At 45.3% G+C, this 19,054-nt stretch carries 18 protein-coding genes; all 18 read left to right on the top strand.

From position 1 onward, the window contains the following. The first annotated feature begins 16 nt into the window (after positions 1-16). The 18 genes from C173_RS11870 to C173_RS11785 all read left to right on the top strand — a co-directional run bounded on the left by C173_RS11870 (position 17) and on the right by C173_RS11785 (position 19,049). Entirely contained in the window at positions 17-259 is a 243-nt protein-coding gene (locus C173_RS11870) for an acyl carrier protein (RefSeq protein WP_036725003.1), read from the top strand. Beyond that, positions 243-1,196: a thiamine pyrophosphate-dependent dehydrogenase E1 component subunit alpha gene (locus C173_RS11865; protein WP_036725002.1), complete on the top strand. Its 954-nt coding sequence runs from the start codon at positions 243-245 to the stop codon at positions 1,194-1,196. The genes C173_RS11870 and C173_RS11865 overlap by 17 nt, the downstream gene beginning before the upstream one ends. After that, the gene (locus C173_RS11860) at positions 1,138-2,199 is read left to right on the top strand and encodes an alpha-ketoacid dehydrogenase subunit beta (protein ID WP_235191865.1); all 1,062 of its coding nucleotides are present in this window, start codon (positions 1,138-1,140) and stop codon (positions 2,197-2,199) included. Before C173_RS11865 ends, C173_RS11860 begins: the two co-directional genes overlap by 59 nt. Positions 2,200-2,258: 59 nt before the next feature. After that, entirely contained in the window at positions 2,259-3,317 is a 1,059-nt protein-coding gene (locus C173_RS11855) for a 2-oxo acid dehydrogenase subunit E2 (protein ID WP_162174687.1), read from the top strand. 49 nt (positions 3,318-3,366) lie between these two features. Next, positions 3,367-6,699, top strand: a complete 3,333-nt coding sequence (locus C173_RS11850) for a thioester reductase domain-containing protein (protein ID WP_235191875.1) — start codon at positions 3,367-3,369, stop codon at positions 6,697-6,699. A gap of 56 nt (positions 6,700-6,755) precedes the next feature. Then, the gene (locus C173_RS11845; protein ID WP_036724996.1) at positions 6,756-7,526 is read left to right on the top strand and encodes a hypothetical protein; all 771 of its coding nucleotides are present in this window, start codon (positions 6,756-6,758) and stop codon (positions 7,524-7,526) included. Beyond that, positions 7,516-8,016 carry a hypothetical protein gene (locus C173_RS11840; protein WP_036724995.1) on the top strand — a complete coding sequence of 167 codons (501 nt, stop codon included), beginning with the start codon at positions 7,516-7,518 and terminating at the stop codon, positions 8,014-8,016. Before C173_RS11845 ends, C173_RS11840 begins: the two co-directional genes overlap by 11 nt. A gap of 20 nt (positions 8,017-8,036) precedes the next feature. Further along, complete coding sequence (locus C173_RS11835) at positions 8,037-8,885, top strand: thioesterase II family protein (protein WP_036724994.1); 849 nt, start codon at positions 8,037-8,039, stop codon at positions 8,883-8,885. After that, a complete protein-coding gene (locus tag C173_RS11830; protein ID WP_036724993.1) occupies positions 8,863-9,786 on the top strand; it encodes an ABC transporter ATP-binding protein in 924 nt (307 codons plus the stop codon). The genes C173_RS11835 and C173_RS11830 overlap by 23 nt, the downstream gene beginning before the upstream one ends. Positions 9,787-9,815: 29 nt before the next feature. After that, positions 9,816-10,949: an ABC transporter permease gene (locus C173_RS11825; protein ID WP_036724992.1), complete on the top strand. Its 1,134-nt coding sequence runs from the start codon at positions 9,816-9,818 to the stop codon at positions 10,947-10,949. A 44-nt stretch (positions 10,950-10,993) separates the two neighbouring features. Continuing rightward, positions 10,994-12,094: an ABC transporter permease gene (locus C173_RS11820; protein WP_162174685.1), complete on the top strand. Its 1,101-nt coding sequence runs from the start codon at positions 10,994-10,996 to the stop codon at positions 12,092-12,094. A 58-nt stretch (positions 12,095-12,152) separates the two neighbouring features. Further along, complete coding sequence (locus C173_RS11815) at positions 12,153-12,824, top strand: 4'-phosphopantetheinyl transferase family protein (protein ID WP_235191864.1); 672 nt, start codon at positions 12,153-12,155, stop codon at positions 12,822-12,824. 29 nt (positions 12,825-12,853) lie between these two features. Then, positions 12,854-13,390: a hypothetical protein gene (locus C173_RS11810; RefSeq protein ID WP_036724990.1), complete on the top strand. Its 537-nt coding sequence runs from the start codon at positions 12,854-12,856 to the stop codon at positions 13,388-13,390. 51 nt (positions 13,391-13,441) lie between these two features. Further along, the gene (locus C173_RS11805) at positions 13,442-15,097 is read left to right on the top strand and encodes an FAD-dependent oxidoreductase (protein ID WP_036724989.1); all 1,656 of its coding nucleotides are present in this window, start codon (positions 13,442-13,444) and stop codon (positions 15,095-15,097) included. 16 nt (positions 15,098-15,113) lie between these two features. After that, positions 15,114-15,824: a succinate dehydrogenase/fumarate reductase iron-sulfur subunit gene (locus C173_RS11800; protein WP_036724987.1), complete on the top strand. Its 711-nt coding sequence runs from the start codon at positions 15,114-15,116 to the stop codon at positions 15,822-15,824. Between the two features lie 13 nt (positions 15,825-15,837). Beyond that, positions 15,838-16,326 (top strand): LURP-one-related/scramblase family protein, encoded by a 489-nt coding sequence (locus C173_RS11795; protein WP_036724986.1) that lies wholly within the window; start codon positions 15,838-15,840, stop codon positions 16,324-16,326. A gap of 187 nt (positions 16,327-16,513) precedes the next feature. Continuing rightward, positions 16,514-18,025, top strand: a complete 1,512-nt coding sequence (locus tag C173_RS11790; protein ID WP_036724985.1) for an ABC transporter substrate-binding protein — start codon at positions 16,514-16,516, stop codon at positions 18,023-18,025. 94 nt (positions 18,026-18,119) lie between these two features. Then, on the top strand, positions 18,120-19,049 hold the full coding sequence (locus C173_RS11785; protein ID WP_036724983.1) for an ABC transporter permease: 930 nt from the start codon (positions 18,120-18,122) through the stop codon (positions 19,047-19,049). Positions 19,050-19,054 lie beyond the last annotated feature (5 nt).

Here is a 19,054-nt window from a genome sequence, read left to right as displayed (position 1 = left end):
AGAGGATGCTGAAGTTATGACATTAAAAGAGATTGTTGCGGATATTCTGGCCATACCGGACAAAGAAACGATTCACGAAGACTTGTCACCGCAAAATGCTCCAGAATGGACAAGCCTGAAGCATATCAAGTTAATCACAACTATTGAAGATACCTATAAGGTGAAGTTCTCCTTCAAGGAAGTAAAAAGCCTGAAAAATCTTGCCGCCTTTATAACGGTCTTGAAGAGCAAAGGAGTAAGCAATGAAATCTTTGAATAATGCCATTGCCGGGCAGGCGGTTCTGGCGGGAAGCACTAGTGATCATGATCTGGAAAGAATGCTGTTGATCCGTCAATATGAGCTATCGGTCCTCGGGCTTTTTTCAAGCGGACATGTCACAGGGACCACTCATACCTGCATGGGACAAGAATATATCCCGGTAGCGTTGAATCCGTTCATTGAAGAAGAAGACTTTGTGATCAGCAATCACCGGGGGCATGGGCATTATATTGCCAGATATGGGGATGCCCAGGGCTTGCTGGCAGAGGTCATGGGCAAACAAGGCGCCGTATGCAATGGAATCGGAGGAAGCCAGCACATTCGCAGAGACCGTTTTATATCTACAGGGGTTCAGGCCGAAGGCATAGCGGTAGGCACAGGCATCGCCTGGAGTTATAAATACAAGCAACAAGATAATCTGGTATTTGTCTATATTGGAGACGGAACATTTGGCAGGGGCTGCGTGTACGAAAGCTTGAACTTTGCCGGCATATGGAATCTCCCGATGGTCATCGTTGTAGAGAACAATGGAATAGCAATATCAACCCAGCAAAGCTACAGCATGTCGGGAAGCATAGAAGGCCGGGTACGGGGGTTCGATCTTGATTATCTGTGCATCCGGAGCAAAGCTGTTAATGAAATAAGAGAACAGACTGGTGACGCTATACACCGTGTCCGCAAAGAATCCAAACCCCTGGTCATTGAATTTATAACAGATCGGGTCGCGTCCCACAGTAAAGGTGATGATACTAGAAGTGCTGATGAGCTTGAAAGAGTCCGGGAGAATTACTGGTACAACCAAATGAAAGCCAGCGATGAGGCAAGGGTAGAAAAGCTTGAAGAAGCTGTCCGGAATCAAATGCAAACGCTGCAGGAACTTGTCATACACAGAGAGGGAGCCAAATGGGTGGACTATGAAAAAAGAAAAAATAAATGAGAATTTGAGACATGCCATTCATCAACTGATGTGTGAGGACGAGGCAGTCGTTGTAATCGGGGAAGATGTACGTGAGCCTTATGGGGGTGCCTTCAAAATCAACAAGGGATTATCTGATGATTTTCCGGACAGAGTGATTGGCACGCCGATAAGTGAAGAGGGATTTGTCAACATGGCAAGCGGAATGGCAATCATGGGCCACAAACCGATCGTGGATATGATGTTTTCGGATTTCACTACATTGTCATTTGACCCTCTGCTCAATTTTGCGTCCAAGTCCGTAACCATGTACGGGGACAAGCTGGATCTCAGCATGATTGTCAGATGTGCCAATGGCGGTTACAGGGGGTACGGACCCACACACAGCCAAAGCATGCAAAAATACTTCATGGGCATTCCGAATCTAAGCGTGTATGAGCTGTCTCCTTTTCATGATAATTATTATGTGTTTAACCGGATGTTTAGTGAGAAAAATCCTTGTATTTTTTTTGAAGAAAAAATAATATATTCCCAGTACAGGTATGAAAATGGCGTAATCGATGAACTCTTCAACTATTCCTTTAAAGGTGACCATGAGAACTGGGCAGTTGCCAGTATAGAAGAAAACAGTGTACCGGATGTTCTGATCCTTTGCCCCGGAGGCTTGGCTTCCATGTGCATGAAAGTGGCTGAAAAGCTGATTATGGCGGATGAAATTGAAGTTAAGGTAGCGGTACCTTCCAAGCTGTATCCCTGCGGAATCGAGGCCATTATTGAAGATGCGGTTGCAGCCGGCAAGATTCTCATTGTGGAAGAGGGGACCAGCGGGCATACCTGGGGCGAAGGAATAGCGGTCAAATTATATCCATATCTCAATAAGCAGAAGGATGGAGCCATTGAGCTCTTAAGTTCTTCTGACAGCATTATTCCCGCATCCAAGTATTATGAAAGCCAGGTACTGGTAGGGGAACAGGACATTTATGAAAGTGTACTGAAGCTGATGAAAATCGCTAAAGAAGGATAACGGAGGCGGGTATGAGACCAATTGTTGTTCCACAGTTAAATGCGAATGATAACAACTGCTTGATCCAGAACTATTATTGCGCTGAGGGCGAATTCATTCATTCCGGTGATCTAATTACCACCCTGGAGACTTCCAAGGCAGCTATTGATATCGAATGTGAAGCAGACGGCTATTTTTATCCTACGGCTAAAGAACAAACTGATGTGAGAACCGGCGAGGTTATTGCCTTTGTTTTTGAGTCCCTCCAAGAGATGAATACATACAAGGAATTATCCGTGGGCAGTGCCACAGCAGAAAGCACGGCCAGTTACAAACTTTCCAATCAGGCAGAAGCGTTTGCCGCATTGCACCAATTTTCGCAGCAGGAGCTGTCAGCCTTAAATAAGAAATTGATTAAATTAAGTGACTTGGAAGAGCTGCTGAAGCAAAGAATCGATGGGGATGAGGCCCGGATTCTCTTGAGTAAGAATCAAAAACAGGTCTCTAAAACAGTATCCGAATCGCATACGAATATTCCAAACGCCTTTTTATTAATGAAAGTATATTGTGATGAAGCTCTAACCGGAATGCGGGAAATCGGTGAGCAGTTTGAGGCCATTGTGGGGTTTGGAGAAGTATTACCGGTGCTGCTGGTATCGATCAAGGATGAATTCCCGTTAATGTACGGAAAGCTGAAGGATGGAGATACATTTATTCCTGCTGCTGAAGTCAATGTCGGTGTGACCATCGATGTGGGGACAGGTCTCTACATTCCGGTAATTAAAGCTGAACACGCTGGAAGAATTGAGCATACTGCAGAAATAATGATGGAATATAAATATAAAGCCTTAAGAAGCAGTTTTGCTGAAACGGATCTGATGGACGGAACGATAACGATTAGTCTGAATACAAGCGCCGATGTTGTCAGCGTCATTCCCATCATTCTGCCGGGCCAGACCGGGATGATCTCCGTGGGTGCGGTAATGAAGGAATTGGTCCTGAAGGAAGGGACGGTGGCAGAAAGAAGCTATATCAATCTTGGCCTGGCGTACGATCATCGTGTAGTGAACGGATTCTATGCGGTCGAATTTTTGGCGCGGCTGAAGAGCAAGATTGAACATTTTGAGATCAATGTGTAAGGTGTGAGCCCGGAAGCGGAGAGTGAAGGAGGAGGATGGAGTGAGTGACATGCCGCACAATATTTATGTATTGTCCAGCTTCACTGCTGATTTACTGGAAGACTATCTTGAAGAAGATATCAAGGAACTCGGGCTTCAGTCCAAAATTGAAACCGGACCGTATAATCAGATCACATCCCAGTGCATGGACCCGGACAGCTTATTATTTCAGAAGAAACCGGATTATTTAGTCATCTGGACCCGGTTGGAAGATATTATTGGCCGGAAAGATTTCTATCGGAAAGAGAGCTTTAATTCATGCAAGGCTGATCTGTCGATGTTGATCGAAGCCGTTCTGCAGGCCAAGGCGGCACTCTGCTGCAAGCTGATTTTTATGCTCCCTCCTGTCTATGAGAACAGACCGCTGGGAGTCGGTGACCTGCAAATTGTGTACGGTGCAATGGAAACGTCCATGATGCTGCGAAAGTTTATGATGGATAAGCTTAGATTCGTTGAAGGCATATACCTGGCAGACGGGGAAGAGCTGGTCCGCAGATACGGCGCAGATCAGAGCTATCACATGGGCATGTATGCTTTTGCCAAAGCTCCTTATGTGAATAGCATCTACAAGGAGGCTGCAAGACAGATTAGCCGAATCATCAAGCTGGATCTGAGCAATAAGCGCAATATCCTTGTCTTTGATGCGGATGTCCTATTGTGTGAGCAAGAGGAACAAGCAGGAGACGCAGTTCTTCATGAATTGGATGAGCAAAGAGTGGTTACGGATGATTCCTACCTTTTATTTCAGCGCTATCTGCAGGAACTTGTAAGCTGGGGAAATGAAATCATGCTGTGCTCAAGATCCGCTCCAGGACAATTGAATGCCATATTGGACAGGGAAGATCTCATCCTCACCAAGCAAGAATGTAAGTATATGAGCTGTGAGTGTGAAACGATAACAGAAGCAATCCTGCAAATACATAGAGAACACGATGTTTCACTGGATCAATTCATTGTACTGGATACGAAAGAGCTGCACTTAAGCGGAATACGGCAGGTGCTGCTGCCGGAGGATTCGACACTGTGGATGCAGAGCGTAGAGGCCTCGGGAATTCTGGATTATATATCCGCTGAAGCTTCCCGTTACAGCAATGACGAAGCTGCCTTGGCAGACAACACTGAGGAATACAGTCTGGAGGAATTCCTTCAATCCATCCAGCTGGAAGTCACTCTACGGGAAATCAATGAGCTGCAGGCCGAACAGATCGAGCATATCCTCCATAATACCAAAGATTTCAACCTGACAGGATTACTATGGACACAGGAGGAAATCATCGGAGCGCTTAACGGGGATAATCAATTGATTTATTCCGTAAAGGTACAAGACAGATTTGGAGATTACGGCATGGCCGGTACCATCATTGGGACAGTTGATAAGCAGAGCTTCAAGGTTGACGCTCTGCTCTTAAATTGCCGGGTGCTTGGTAAAAATGTTGAATATCATTTAATGAAGGAATTAGCCAATAGAATTAGAGAACACCAGTGTGACTCTATAGTGTTCCACTATCAATCCAACGGCAGGAATGAGAGTGCGGCTCAATTTCTGGCCAGGGTTACCCGCACCGACTTGAAGCGTGTTCACACAGGTGAAGCCCTGACAATTTCTTGTGAAAAGCTCGAGGATTATGCGAATGAAGCACTCCACCCTAACAAAGCAGACCAAGAACCGGATATTCCAGACAAACCGCACAAGGCAGACCGCAGCTTCGACCCCTACCAGTTCATTTTCAACAGATGGAATAAGCTGGATGAAGCCGAAAAAGATCAAATTAACGATCTGGTTAGTCATACAAAGTCTATTGAAGAAATAATGAGGGCGATTGCGGATTCGAAAATGAAAACAAGAACAGGCGTTAAGGCTGAATATCTGCAGCCGAGAACGGAAACGGAGCAAAAAATTGCCGCCCTGTGGGCAGATATTCTTAACGTTGACAAAGTAGGAGTTTTGGATAACTTTTTCGAACTTGGCGGAACCTCCATCATGGCTGCCCAGCTCATTGTAAAGTTCAAGAATGCCTTTGATATGATGCTGCCGGTGCGGATTTTCTTCGACAGTTCGTCCATTGAGCAAATGGCGATGTATATTGAAGCGGTCAAAAGCGAGCAAAATAAACAGGATATCAATGAATCCGCCGTAAGTAATTTCCGCTATAAGACCCGGGAATTTTTGAAAAATGAGGTGTGGCTGGACGAGGAAATTACCGGAGCAAAGGAACTTCAAGCGTGGGATCATACCCGGATCCATAACATCCTTTTGACCGGTGTGACGGGATTCCTGGGGGCATTTCTGCTGCAGGAGCTTATTACTATGACAGATTATCATATGGTGCTGCTGGTCCGTGCGGACAGTGTGCAGAGCGGCTACGACAGAGTAGTGGCTAATATGGAAATGTACAATTTATGGGACGAAGCTTACAGAAGCAGAATAGAAGTCTGCACGGGCGATCTTGCCAGACCGTTGCTCGGCCAACAGCTGCAGGATTTCAACGAATTGGCAGTCCGAATCGATTCCATCTATCATGCGGGCGCTATCACTAATTTCCTGGAGCCGTATAACAAGATTAAAGATGTAAACGTACAGGGAGTTCAGGAGATTTTACGTCTGGCATCCACCCATAAGTTAAAGCAGGTACATTACGTGTCAACTCACTATGTATTCTCTACGCTCTCACACGAAAACGGATATATCGCATACGAGGATACCATTCCGTCCGATCATGAGGTGCTTGTACTGGGATATCAGCAAAGCAAGTGGGTTGGCGAGAGAATAATGGCTCTGGCCAAAGAGAGAGGCATTCCGTTAAGTATCTACCGCGTCGGCAGAATATCCGGCTCCAGTACCACAGGGGCATGTCAAACCAGAGATATCATGTGGCTTATGATCAAAAGCTGTGTAGAAGCAGGAGTATTGTTCGAGGAGAATGTGAATATAGAATTTATTCCAGTGGATTATGTCAGCAAATCTATTGTAGCATTGTCCATCCAAGCGGGATCAAGCAACAAAAACTTCCATATTGTCGCCAGTAAAATGAACACACTAAACCAAGTGTATACCTGGATGAATTCGTACGGGTTCAAAGTTGAAAAAATGCCCTATGAGCAGTGGAAGGATGAATTGGTGGACAGAGTTGCCGAGAATCCTAACCTGAATACCACCAAGGCTATGCTGCCGTTCATTCCGGAAGATATGGGTGAATGGGATGTGGAAATTACGTATGACACTACCAATGTTACCAAAGGCTTGAGTGAAACCACCATCACTTGCCCAGAGGTAGGAGAGGAGGTGTTCAACCGTTATTTGGATTACTTTGTGAAGACAAAGTATTTTGAGTTAACACCCTGAGGGCAAGTGGATGATCTGAAAAGTTTACATTATATGATTTTATAGGAGGAACAATGATGAAGGAAAGATTGGATGTAATGACAGCAAAAAAAATGAGCCTGTACACTAGCGGGATGTGGGTCTCTCTCCTCATAGGCTTGCTCTACGTGGGAATAGGTATTCTGATGCCTATTGATCCGGCGGAGAAATACAGAGGAACGGAATTCTATGAGCAAATTGCCGCCCATCCGTTTATTCCGCATTTATGGAGATATATCTTCGTAGCGATCGGCTTCTTGTCCATCTACTGGATATCGGCAGCAGTTTCAACATTGAGATCCAAAAGCTATGAATGGGAAGGCTTTTACAAATGGGTAACCATTGTTGGTTATGGCGGCGCCGGCTTGCTGTCTTTGGAGTGGATGAGAGAAATTTTTATTATGAAGGTTATGACTTTGTATTCCACAGGCAATGAAATGTACCGGGTAGCCTTGGAAGTAGCAGCTTTCCCGCTCGACCCTGACTTTATCTGGATGTTTGGCGGCTTTGGATTATGGTATCTGGTAACTTCGCTGTTGGCCAAAAGAAATCAGGTTTTCTCCTCCAAGCTCAACATCTTGGGAATTATCGTCGGACTGGATTTGATCATCACCATGGTTTTTGCCATGACAGACACAATCATTTATTTCGATGGCGGTCAGATGACTGTTATGCAGATTACGGCTCTCCTCGGCGGTATTATGGGGGCTGTGTATCACATCTGGATGTTCTTTGATATGCGAAAGAATCAAGCGCAGTTCGAAAAAAGCATGACTACCTTGCTGGAGCAAAAAAAGAGTGCGGCATAAACGCATGCAACCCATCCTAACTAAAAACAGGCTCGGCTTTTCTCTCAAGGGCCTTATTATTCTTTTGTTGGTATTGCTTCCTAATCTGCTATTTTACGCATTTGCGATAAACGGAACTGCCGGAACCGGGGCGGCCTTTAACAACAAGGTTGAAATGATTAGTTATATTGAACGTGTTAGCCAAGTGTTACTTATGCTTGTATTAATTTTCCACGTAAATAAAAGCTCCCCGTCATTGCAAAGCAGGTATGTGTTTGGAATGGCCGTATTTTTACTGCTCTATTACGCTTTATGGATTCGTTATTTTGCGGGCGGGATGGACTATACCTTGATCAGCGGGACTTTTTTCGTATTCATGGGGATGTCCATCTTCCCGTCCGTGTATTTCGCTTTAGCAGAGAAATGGCTGGGGGATCATTTGGGAGTGGGGATCGCCATTACCTTTGGGGTATTCCATACCCTTAACACCTATCTGAATTTTGCAGCTTAATGAGAATAGTGGAGGGTAACATGAAACAAGAGGTTAAACCATGGTTTTTTTTCAAAAGAAACGCGGAAAAGTCCGAAATCAGATTACGCTTGTTTTTGTTCCCTCCTGCGGGCGGGGATGTGTCAACCTTCCTGCATTGGGAAGAGCAGATGCCGGGAGATGTGGAGACCTGCTTGGTCAGGCTGCCGGGCAGAGGGGCCAGAATAACGGAGCCGGCCATTGATAATGTGGATATACTTACAGATCTATTGCTCCAGGAAATGAAAGAGTACACGGATGTGCCTTACGTGTTGTTCGGTCATAGCATGGGAGGGCTGGTCTCCTATGAGCTGACGCAAAAAATATATAAGCAGGGGCTTAACTTACCGGAATATGTAATTATATCAAGCATGAAAGCACCCAACTATATGAACAAGTTCACGGAGAGTCTGACCGAAGACGGAAATGACAAATTATATCTGAAGAGCAATGCTGAATTTATGGATACAATCATCGGTCTTGGCGGAATCCCGGACGCTTTCAGTGAAAACAGAGAGTTTCTGGAATTAATCCTGCCTACCTTTAGAAAAGATATGAAAATGTGTGAAACGTATAATCCTGAGAATGCGCAAGCCGTCCCGGTGTCATTTGATATCTATGGCGGGAACCGCGATAGCATTGCTACTAAGAAAGAACTAGAGGGATGGAAGAAATACACCACCCAAAAATATGCACTCACCCTCTTTCAGGGGAACCATTTTTATTTTATGGATAATCCCAATATGCTTCTGTTCCATCTGCGCAATAAATTAATGGATATAGGCAATAAGCTTACGGATCAAACTCATAGAGAGTGGAGGATGAAAGATGAATGTGATTCAAATCGATAATTTGGTCAAAAAGTTTGGTGACTATACAGCAGTAAACGGACTCAATCTGTCCATTGAAAAAGGTGAGGTATTTGGTCTGTTAGGCCCGAATGGAGCCGGCAAGAGTACCACGATTAATCTGGTATGCGGCCTGCTGCATGCGACATCGGGGAACATCAGGCTATTCGGAAATAAGGTGGAGGATGAGAAAAGAAAGCTTGGCTTTGTCCCGCAAAACATTGCCCTGTATGATAATTTCACTGCGTATGAGAACGTTAAGTTCTTCGGTGAGCTGTATGGACTGAAGGGGAAAGAATTGGAGAATGGAATTGATGAAGCCTTGGAATTCACCGGCCTGTCCGATGTCAAACGTAAAAAAGCGAAGACATTCTCGGGCGGGATGTTAAGACGATTGAATATTGCTACTGCTTTGGTCCATCAACCGCAGATTCTTATTATGGATGAGCCAACGGTCGGGATTGATCCGCAGTCCAGAAACCACATCCTGAAGTCTGTCCAGCGGTTAAATGAGAAAGGCGTGACGATTGTCTACACAACACATTATATGGAGGAAGTTGAAGCGATCTGTAATCGCATAGCCATTATTGACAAAGGCCAGGTCATTGCTTCGGGTACAAAGAAAGAATTAACAGATCTGATCAGTGATAAGAAATCTCTGCAGTTAACCGTTGATGATGCTCTTGAACTGGATAAGGAAGCAATCTCCCATATTGATGGCGTGGTTAATGTGGAAATCAATGACAACCTGATCCAGGTGGAGTCGTTAAAAGAAAATGATAATTTGAATGCAATTATTGCATACGTAAACAGCAAAAATGTGAAAATCAGAAGTATCGGCACCACAGATGTTACGTTGGAAACCGTATTCCTGACATTGACAGGGCGCAAATTACGCGACTGACCATAGAGTCTAGAGGAAAGGAAGATCATATGTTTCAGATCATAAAGAAAATCATTAAAAATCAAATCAGAAATCCAAAGTGGTTATTATTCTTGATGATATTCCCTATCTTTTTAATGATTCTGATCGGTTCGATTCTAACGAGTGCTTTCTCCGATAAATCAAACCTGACCAAGGTTGACGTTGCGTTGCTCAATCAATCGGAAGGAATGGCAGCCGAGGTTATTGATGCCTTAACCACAGCTTCCGTATCCATCGAAAAAGATTACGGGATCAAAATGGGCTACACCGACTCAGAGAAAGAAGGAAAAAAAGAGGCGCGGGTGAACAAAAAAGTATTCGTGCACCTGGATAAGGAGAAGATCCTGGTCTACGGAAATGAATCGGAGCCGTTAAATACAGCCAGAGTGGTAGCCTTATTCCGCAGCGTGGCCAGCAGCATTCAGACGGTTAAGGAAGCCTATAAAATTGACGGGGAAAAAGCGATTGAATTGATTGGCGCGGATAATGCCACGTATGAAGTGCCTGTAGAGCTGATTCCCTCCAAAAGTGCCATGAGCTCCTATGATTATTATGGAGTGGTGGAATTAACGCTTATGGTGATGTATATGATGCTGATTCCCATTGGGGATCTGTTTACGGATAAAAGAACCAAAATCAAAGAGAGAATTTTACTTACAGGACTTAGCAGGGTAAAGTATTATTTCGCTTCGTTGGCTGCGTATTCCATTTTTGCCTTAGCGGTGTTCATTCCAGCCTTTATCTTCTCTATCACATACTTGGGAGTAAACTGGGGCAATTATTCTGTGCTCATGTACTTGTATATCGTTTTATTTGCCATATTCAATGTGGCGCTAGGCATGTTATTGGCCCAGTTATTAAAAGCCCGCGGCAAAGTGGATGTGATTCTGTCTGTGATTATCCTGCCGATTTTCTCCTTTCTCGGGGGATCGTATACACCCTTCCCTTACGATATGGGCGGTGTTTTCGGCAAGATCCTGCTGGTCTCCCCGTTAAGATGGGTGAATGTCGGCATTTTCAAAAGTGTCTACGCGCAGGATAGTCAAGTTATCTGGGTAAGCTCTGCCATATTTATCCTTTTAATATTCATCTGTCTCTTTATTGTGGTTGCTAAAGAAAAGAAGGAGGAATTAAGAGCATGAGAACATTTTATGCATTAATAAAAAATAACTTAAGAATTTCGATAATGCATAAACCGATTTCTTTTCTGTTAATGACCATTACTCCGATCATCGTCCTGATTATTGCCAGTAAGCTGGTCAGCTATTCCACAACCTTTGTTAACGTAGGCATTGCGGATGGAGATCATAGCCGGGCCTCGGAAGCCGTAACCCAAATTGTCGGCGGTCTTGAGGGCATTAAGGTCTTCTATATGGATGAGAATGAAGTGGAGGCTAATTTTCAAAGTAATAAAATCAATGCGGCTTTGGTCATCCGCAGCGGATTCCAGAATGGATTGTTAAATAATTCGATCGAGAAGCTAGTAGTGAAAGGAAATGAAGAGCAGAACGTCTATACCCTGCTACAGGCCATCCTCAAGAATCATTTGTTGAATTTACGTAACTTGGGCAAGATTTCTGGGGGGGATGCTGCTGTATTCGAGAATGCGGTAGGCAATTATATCGCCAGCTCTGAGTTTGTGGAGAAAACCTCTCTTAACGATTTGTATACGGAATACAACAATTCCAATATCTTTGTCGGTTTTTTGATCCTGTTCATTTTCTTCAATTCATCAGCTATAGCGAATGTAATCAATACGGATAGGGAGCGCAATATTTACGCCAGGATCTTCCTCTCTCCGGCCAAAGTATGGATGTATTATCTGTCCAATGTACTCTGCAATCTGGTCATCGTCGCCTTTCAAATCCTGGCCGCAGTCCTGAGCATGGAATATTTCACGAATACCTCCATTGGCGTGGAGCCTGGTGTGCTGTTTCTGATTCTCTTCCTGACGGCGTTGGTGGCGGTCTCCTTGGGGACATTCTATGTTTCCATTACGGAAGAGGCGGATGCGGCTTCAATGATTTCCAATTTTGCGAACCTGCTGATTGTTATCCTGGGCGGCTGCTTTATTCAGGTGGAGCTGTTTCCTAAATTAATCAATGCCATTTCCTATATTTCACCGGCAAGATGGGCAATGGGAAGTATTCTGGATTTACAGCAAGGATTAACCTTGGGAGATATAGCTGGAAACGCGTTTTTACTTGGCGGAATGGCAGCGGTGATTCTAGCCGTGTCGGTAATCATAACCAGCAAGCGGGAAAAGAAATTCAGAAGTCTTTCCTAAGTGGCAACTAATTCAACTAGACAAGGATAGGAATATAACTATGGCAGAACTCTATTATATGAATATCGAAGACCCCATAAGTGCTGAAGATTATCAGACGTTACTGGGCACATGTGCTTCAGACAAAAGGGAAGCCATACACAAATTCAGATTTGAGGCAGATCGGAAAAGAACCTTGTACGGGGAAGTGCTGGCCAGATTCATGATCACAAAGAAAACTGGAGCGGCGATGCCAGACATTGAATTTGACAAAAATTCATACGGAAAACCTTATGTAAAGGATCAGAATGAGATATTTTACAATATATCTCATTCTGGAAAGTATGTAGTCTGCGGATTGGATACTGAGGATATTGGAATAGATATTGAAGAAATTCGGGACATTGACTTGGATATTGCTAAACGCTTCTTCCATGTCAAAGAATATGAGGATATCATTTCTCGGGAAATAAGAGAGCAGGCTCATTCGCTGTATGATTTTTGGACGTTAAAAGAAAGTTATATTAAGTTTTTGGGAGTCGGGCTGAGTAAGCCGCTGAACTCATTTTATTTCATGATTAATGGAGAATCCGTACAGCTCTGCTCCCAAGAAGACCATACAGTTTATTTTCACCGTTACTTGCTACAGGATAATTACAGGCTTGCCGTTTGCGTAAGCACACCTGATCTTATCCATATGGAAAAAATATCACTTCATGACCTTGTAGCCTACATTAAGAGTGAAAGTTAATGGATAAAATCTGGTAAGGAGTCCCTGGCATGAAGAAAATAGTTGCGATTTCCGGAGCATTAAGCACGTTGTTTTTTTTGATACATCTTATAGTGGCCTGTATCTATTACGCAGGAATCATGCCGTATGGATATATTCATATGACCATCGGCGGCATTCTGTCCATTGTCATGTCCGTCCATATGCTTTCCGCTATCTTCCTGATGGTGAAAAATCGCCAAAGGGATAAACAAGCCAAGCAATATCCGCAGCTCAATATGGGCACTGTAATCCAGTCCGTAACAGGTATTTTCACAGGGATATTTTTATTGGTGCATATCCTGGTGATTGAATTAAGTAAAAGGATAGACGGGACTATGTTTAATATTATTTATGTTTCAGCAGAGTTTTTGTTTCTCTTAACTGTAGGTCTGCATATGGCCATCAGCGTGCCCAAACTCTTTATATCCATGGGAGTCATTAAAAAACGGGAGAATTACCCGCTCTTCATCAGAGGGACCTATGTCTTCTTAGCCTTGGTACTGGTGATGTATATGGGTTCCCAAATTATGTTCTGGGCAGCATAGACAGCCGGGTGAAGCTGTAGTCTGGGGAGAGAGAGGAGTGTCAGCATTCGGATGAAGAATATACTTGTAATGGGCAGTGGCCTGGCCGGAATGACGGCAGCGCTGAAGCTTGCGGAAGAAGGGGCAGCTGTTACCTTGGTGTCACCGGCGTATTCAGAGAGAGCACAGTCTGTAATGGCCATGGGCGGAATTAATGCAGCCTTGAATACCAAACAAGAAGATGATTCGATAGATGAGCATTTTGCGGATACCATGCGGGGAGGCAGTGATCTTAATGACCCTGAAGCCGTGGCTAATCTGGTACAGAGGGCTCCTGAAATCATCCGCTGGCTTGAAGAAATCGGTGTGAATTTCACCCGGGATGAGAAGGGCAGAGTGGATTTACGGAATTTTGGCGGACAAAAAAAGAAACGTACTGCCTATGCTGGTGCACGTACCGGTAAACAAATTGCCACAGCTATCATTGCAAAATGCCGGAAATATGAAGCAGCAGGCCAAATCAAGCGGCTGACGGGTTGGAGATTCCACTCCCTATTAATAGAGGGTCAGGAATGTGCAGGTGCTGTTCTATTACACGAAAACACGAACGAACTGCAAAGCCTGGTTGCCGATGCTGTGATTATGGCCGTCGGAGGGCCGAATGGTGTTTTCGGAAAAACTACCGGCTCCAGATTAAATGATGGCTATGCTGCGGGAATGCTGCTTAAACAAGGAGTCGAATTTTCGAATCTGGAGATGATTCAATATCACCCTACGACGGTACATACCCCTTCCAAACGTATGCTGATTACGGAGGCTGCACGTGGCGTCGGAGGACGATTGTACGTCATCAAAGAGGGGCAGCCCTGGTACTTCATGGAGGAATGGTTTCCGGGATATGGGGCTTTAATGCCGCGTGATGTGGTGAGCCAGAGTATCTATAAAGTGTGCAATGAGATGAAGCTGGGCATTAACGGGAACCAGGAAGTCTATTTGGATGTATCTCATCTGCCCCCGGAAATAATTGATGTACAGTTAGATGAAGTTGTCAGCATTTGTTCGAAATTCTTAAAGGTTAACCCGTATAAGGAACCCATTCCAGTGGCTCCAGGGATTCATTACTTTATGGGGGGAATCAAGACGGATAAGGATCACACCACGAATCTAGCGAGACTTTTTGCCGCAGGAGAATGCTCCGCTCAATATCATGGGGCCAACAGATTGGGCGGAAATTCGTTATTAGGCGCGATTTGTGGAGGATGGGTTGCAGCTGAAAGCTCTCTATTGGTCGGCCCAATGGATAAAGCCGCCGCAGAAAAAATAGGTGAACAGCAGCTGGAGACAGCAAATCAGGAACTGCAGCGTTGGGAGAAGAGGGCGAATACTTCTATAAAAGGCTATGTTCAGATCAAACAAGAATTATCAGAGCTTATGTATGGCGCCATGGGTATATATAGAAAAGAGAGACAGCTGCTGGAAGCCAAAAAAAGGCTGGAGGCAATGAACAACGACACCGCAGAGTCCTGGTATCATCATCATTTTTATGAATACAAAACATTATCAGCCAATATTTTATTGGCAAGGGGAATGGTCGAGTCGGCATTGGCCAGAAAAGAGAGCCGGGGAGCACATCAGAGAATCGATTATAGTGAAAAGAATGATACACAATTCAAGAAATCTACGAATGCAGTATTTCTGAATAATAGTATCTGCATTGAGTTTAATTAAGAAAAGAGGCAGTACTATGAGTATCAGGATTAATATCAAGCGGCAGGAAAATGGGGCGAAGGAAGCCTACTGGCAGAGCTTTGAATACTCGGGTGAATTACATGTATCCATAGGGACTCTAATTAATAATTTGAATAGTGAAATGCTGGAAAAGGACGAGGGAGAACGGCCGATCCGCTTTGACTGCAGCTGTGAACAGGGGCTGTGCGGAGCGTGTGCAATGGTGGTGAACGAGAAGCCGGTACTGTCCTGCCAATTATTTTGCGATGATCTGGTACAAGAGAACAATGAAATTACGATTCATCCCCTAAGTAAATTCCCGGTCATAAGCGATTTGGCAGTGGACCGGAGTCAAATGTTCGAAGTGATGAAGGACATGAAGCTATGGCTGGAAGAACCGGCAAAGGTTAGAACCGCCAATTTAACGCTGCAATATGAAGTGTCCCAATGCCTGATGTGCGGCAGTTGTCTGGAGGTCTGCCCCAATTACAGCCTGGGTGAGTTATTTACTGGAATGTCCTCCGCGATGTCGATGACTAATCTGACCTTATTAAGTGAGGACAAAGCCTATAAAAAACAATATACCCAAAGAGTATATGATGGCTGTTCCAAATCTCTTGCCTGCCAGGAAGTTTGCCCCATGGACATTCCGATTGTGGAGGCGATCTCCAAAATGAATAGAGTATCGGTCTGGGGAATGTGGAACATGTTTACCAAACTACGATAGCGGAGGACACACCATGAAACAACTCTACATCAAGCAAAAGGTATTCAGCATAGGCGAGAAGTTCACGGTGAAGGATGAGCGGGAACAGGATGTGTATTACGTGGAGGGCAGCTTCATGCGGATTCCAAAGACCTTCTCGATTATGAATGCAGGCGGAAGGGAAGTTGCACAGATTACGAAGAAGGTGTTCAGCTTCCTGCCCAAGTTCTTCGTGGAAGCGGATGGCCGTGAGGTGCTCACCATTAAGAAGGAGCTGTCGTTCTTCAAGGCGCGTTATTCGATAGATTCGGCGGATATTGAGGTGCACGGGAACTGGTGGGATATGGATTTCCAGGTCTTGCAGCGCGGGGCGGTCGTCGGGGAAGTGAGCAAGAAGTGGTTCACCTGGGGCGACAGCTACAGTGTGCAAGTATGGAATGAGGAGCTGGAGGCGATCATCATCGCGATTGTGGTGGCGATCGATTGTGTGAAGAGTGATGAAGCCTCGGCTTCTAATCAGTAGCTATTCTTCCAACAACATAAAAGACAAAAAGAGCAGCGGTTCTCCCGTTATTGGAGGATCGCTGCTTTGTATTTGGTATAAAATCATGAAACAAAATTGATAATGAGAAGCATCAAAACTGATATCTTACCGAAATGAAAGCGGATACAATAAATTTGTAGTAATAATCAAGAGGGGGCAAGAAACAATGAAGATCAAAAAAAAGACAATGTTACTGGCAAGCTCGGTAGTTGTACTGTCTGCCCTAATGAGCGGCTGCAGTAAAGAAGCGGCAAGCCCGGAAGCATCACCTGCTGCCCCTGCGGCATCGGAATCCTCCCAGGAGCCTTATGTAGTCAAAATAATTATGGTGGACGATGCGGATGATGAAGCGGTGAAGGCGGTTGCCGCAGAAGCAAGCAAAATTACAGAAGCGAAGTTTAACACCACTATTGAGCTGGTCCGGTACGGCTTCAGTTCCTTTAATCAACAAAGAAATCTGATGCTGTCCTCCGGGGAGAAATTTGACCTGATGCCAAGCCTGGGGCTGACCGTTCCGAACGCCTCCAACAGCGGCCAGGTGGTAGCGCTGAATGATCTGCTCAAGGAATACGGCAAGGATATGCTGGAGCAAATACCGCAGTCCGATTGGGATTCGACTTCCGTGGACGGGCAGATCTATGCGGTCCGCAATAATAAGGAGCTGGCCTCCGGTTATGGCTATGCCATCCCGACAGAGTATCTGGAGGCGCTGGGCACCGATCCTGCTTCGATTAAGACTGAAGAGGATTATGAGGAGCTCCTCAAGGCGGCCAAGCAGAAATACCCAAACATGTACCCGCTCGTCTCGGATGCCGGAACGATGGGATATTATATTTCCTACAAGGATGATTTGGGAGGAGACCCCGGGGTACTGGAGGATTCCACTAAAGACAGCACGACAGTGGTGAACTGGTATACCTCTGATACCTACAAGGAGATTGTAGCGCGGCGTTATCAATGGCAGCAGGAAGGGCTGCTGCTTCCCAATGGTTCAACCAACTCGGAGAGCGCGGTTAGTCTGATTAAGGCCGGGAAGGCCTTCTCATCCATCACCAACACCAAGCCTGGTGTAGAGTCCGAGATTGAGAGAAGCACGGGTAAGCCAATGACGGTCATTGAACTGGTCTCCCCGTACTCTACAACCAATAATATTAACAACCTGTGGTATGTTCCCCATAACAGCGAGAAGCCGGAAAGAGCGGTGCAGGTGTTGAATGAAATGTACACTAACCCTGAACTGGCAAATATCCTGATCTATGGCGTGGAAGGCAAGAATTATGTAGTAAAAGACGAATCCAAAGGGCTTATCGATTACCCAGAGGGCATGGATGCCGGTAACAAGACCTACAACGTTGATCCGTGGGCTTGGCCGAATGAGCTGATCTCTCATGTGTGGGCATCCGATTCCCCTACCGTGTGGGAGGATACACTAAAGTTCAACGAAGAAGCCATCAAGTCCGTGGCCAAAGGGTTTGTGTGGAACAACACGAAGGTACTGCCGGAGATTGCTGCAGTGAATAATGTGCTCTCGAAGTTTGTTAATGCACTGGATTGCGGAGATTTGAACCCTGACGAAGTGCTCCCCCGTTTCGAGAAGGAGCTGAAGAGCGCCGGCATCGACACGATTATCGCGGAGAAGCAGGCCCAGCTTGATGCCTGGCTCGCCCAGAAGAAATAACAGCTAGTTAGCCATAAGAACGCTCCCCCGGTCCGGCGGTCAGGACAGCAAGAGCGGGTTCCGGCCGCCGGGGCAGGGAGAGGGGAGGAAGCCAATGAGTCGCGTGAAAAAAATGAGCCGCTGGAAATTTAAACAGTATCTGCCCCTGTATCTGCTGTTGCTTCCCGGCACGATTTATATCATCATCAACAACTATATTCCCATGAGCGGAATCATTGTTGCCTTCAAGCAGTTTAATTACCAGAAGGGGATCTGGGGCAGCGATTTCATCGGGCTTAAGAATTTCGAGTTCTTATTTAAGACCCAGGATGCCTGGCTGATTACACGCAATACGCTCGGTTATAATCTGTTATTCATTGTCATTGGAACTCTGATGTCCGTTGGGGTAGCGATTCTGTTGAATGAGGTGACGTCAAAGGTCGCCAAAAATATATACCAGACCACCATTCTGCTGCCTTATCTGATCTCGATCGTTATTGTGGGTTATCTGGTCTATGGCTTCTTAAGTGCCGAAACCGGATTTATCAACAATTCACTCCTGAAGCCGCTTGGGATAGATGCTGTCTCATGGTATACCAGACCCGAGTATTGGCCAACTATTCTGGTAATAGTGAATGTCTGGAAGTATTTCGGCTTCAATACGATTATCTATTATGCCACCTTGGTCGGGATCGACAGCGGCTTCTATGAGTCAGCGGCAATCGATGGTGCAGGCAAGTGGAAGAGCATCCGCCATATCACCCTGCCCACGCTGAAACCGACAATTATCATTCTCACGCTGATGGCGATTGGACGAATCTTTTACTCGGACTTCGGGCTCTTCTATCAGGTGCCCATGAACAGCGGGGCGCTGATGAATGTAACCAATACCATTGATACCTATGTCTACCGCGGACTTATGCAGACCCAGAATATCGGAATGTCCTCGGCTGCCGGTGCGTACCAGTCTATGGTCGGATTTGTCCTGATTCTGCTGGCTAATTATATTGTCAAAAAAAGAGATCCCGACAGTGCATTATTCTAGAACAT

This window comes from Paenibacillus sp. FSL R7-277 (assembly GCF_000517965.1).
In the GTDB taxonomy this organism is placed as follows: Bacteria; Bacillota; Bacilli; order Paenibacillales; family Paenibacillaceae; genus Paenibacillus_AQ; species Paenibacillus_AQ silagei.
Note: the sequence above shows the minus strand (reverse complement) of the source record. Positions and strands in the feature narration are given on the sequence as shown.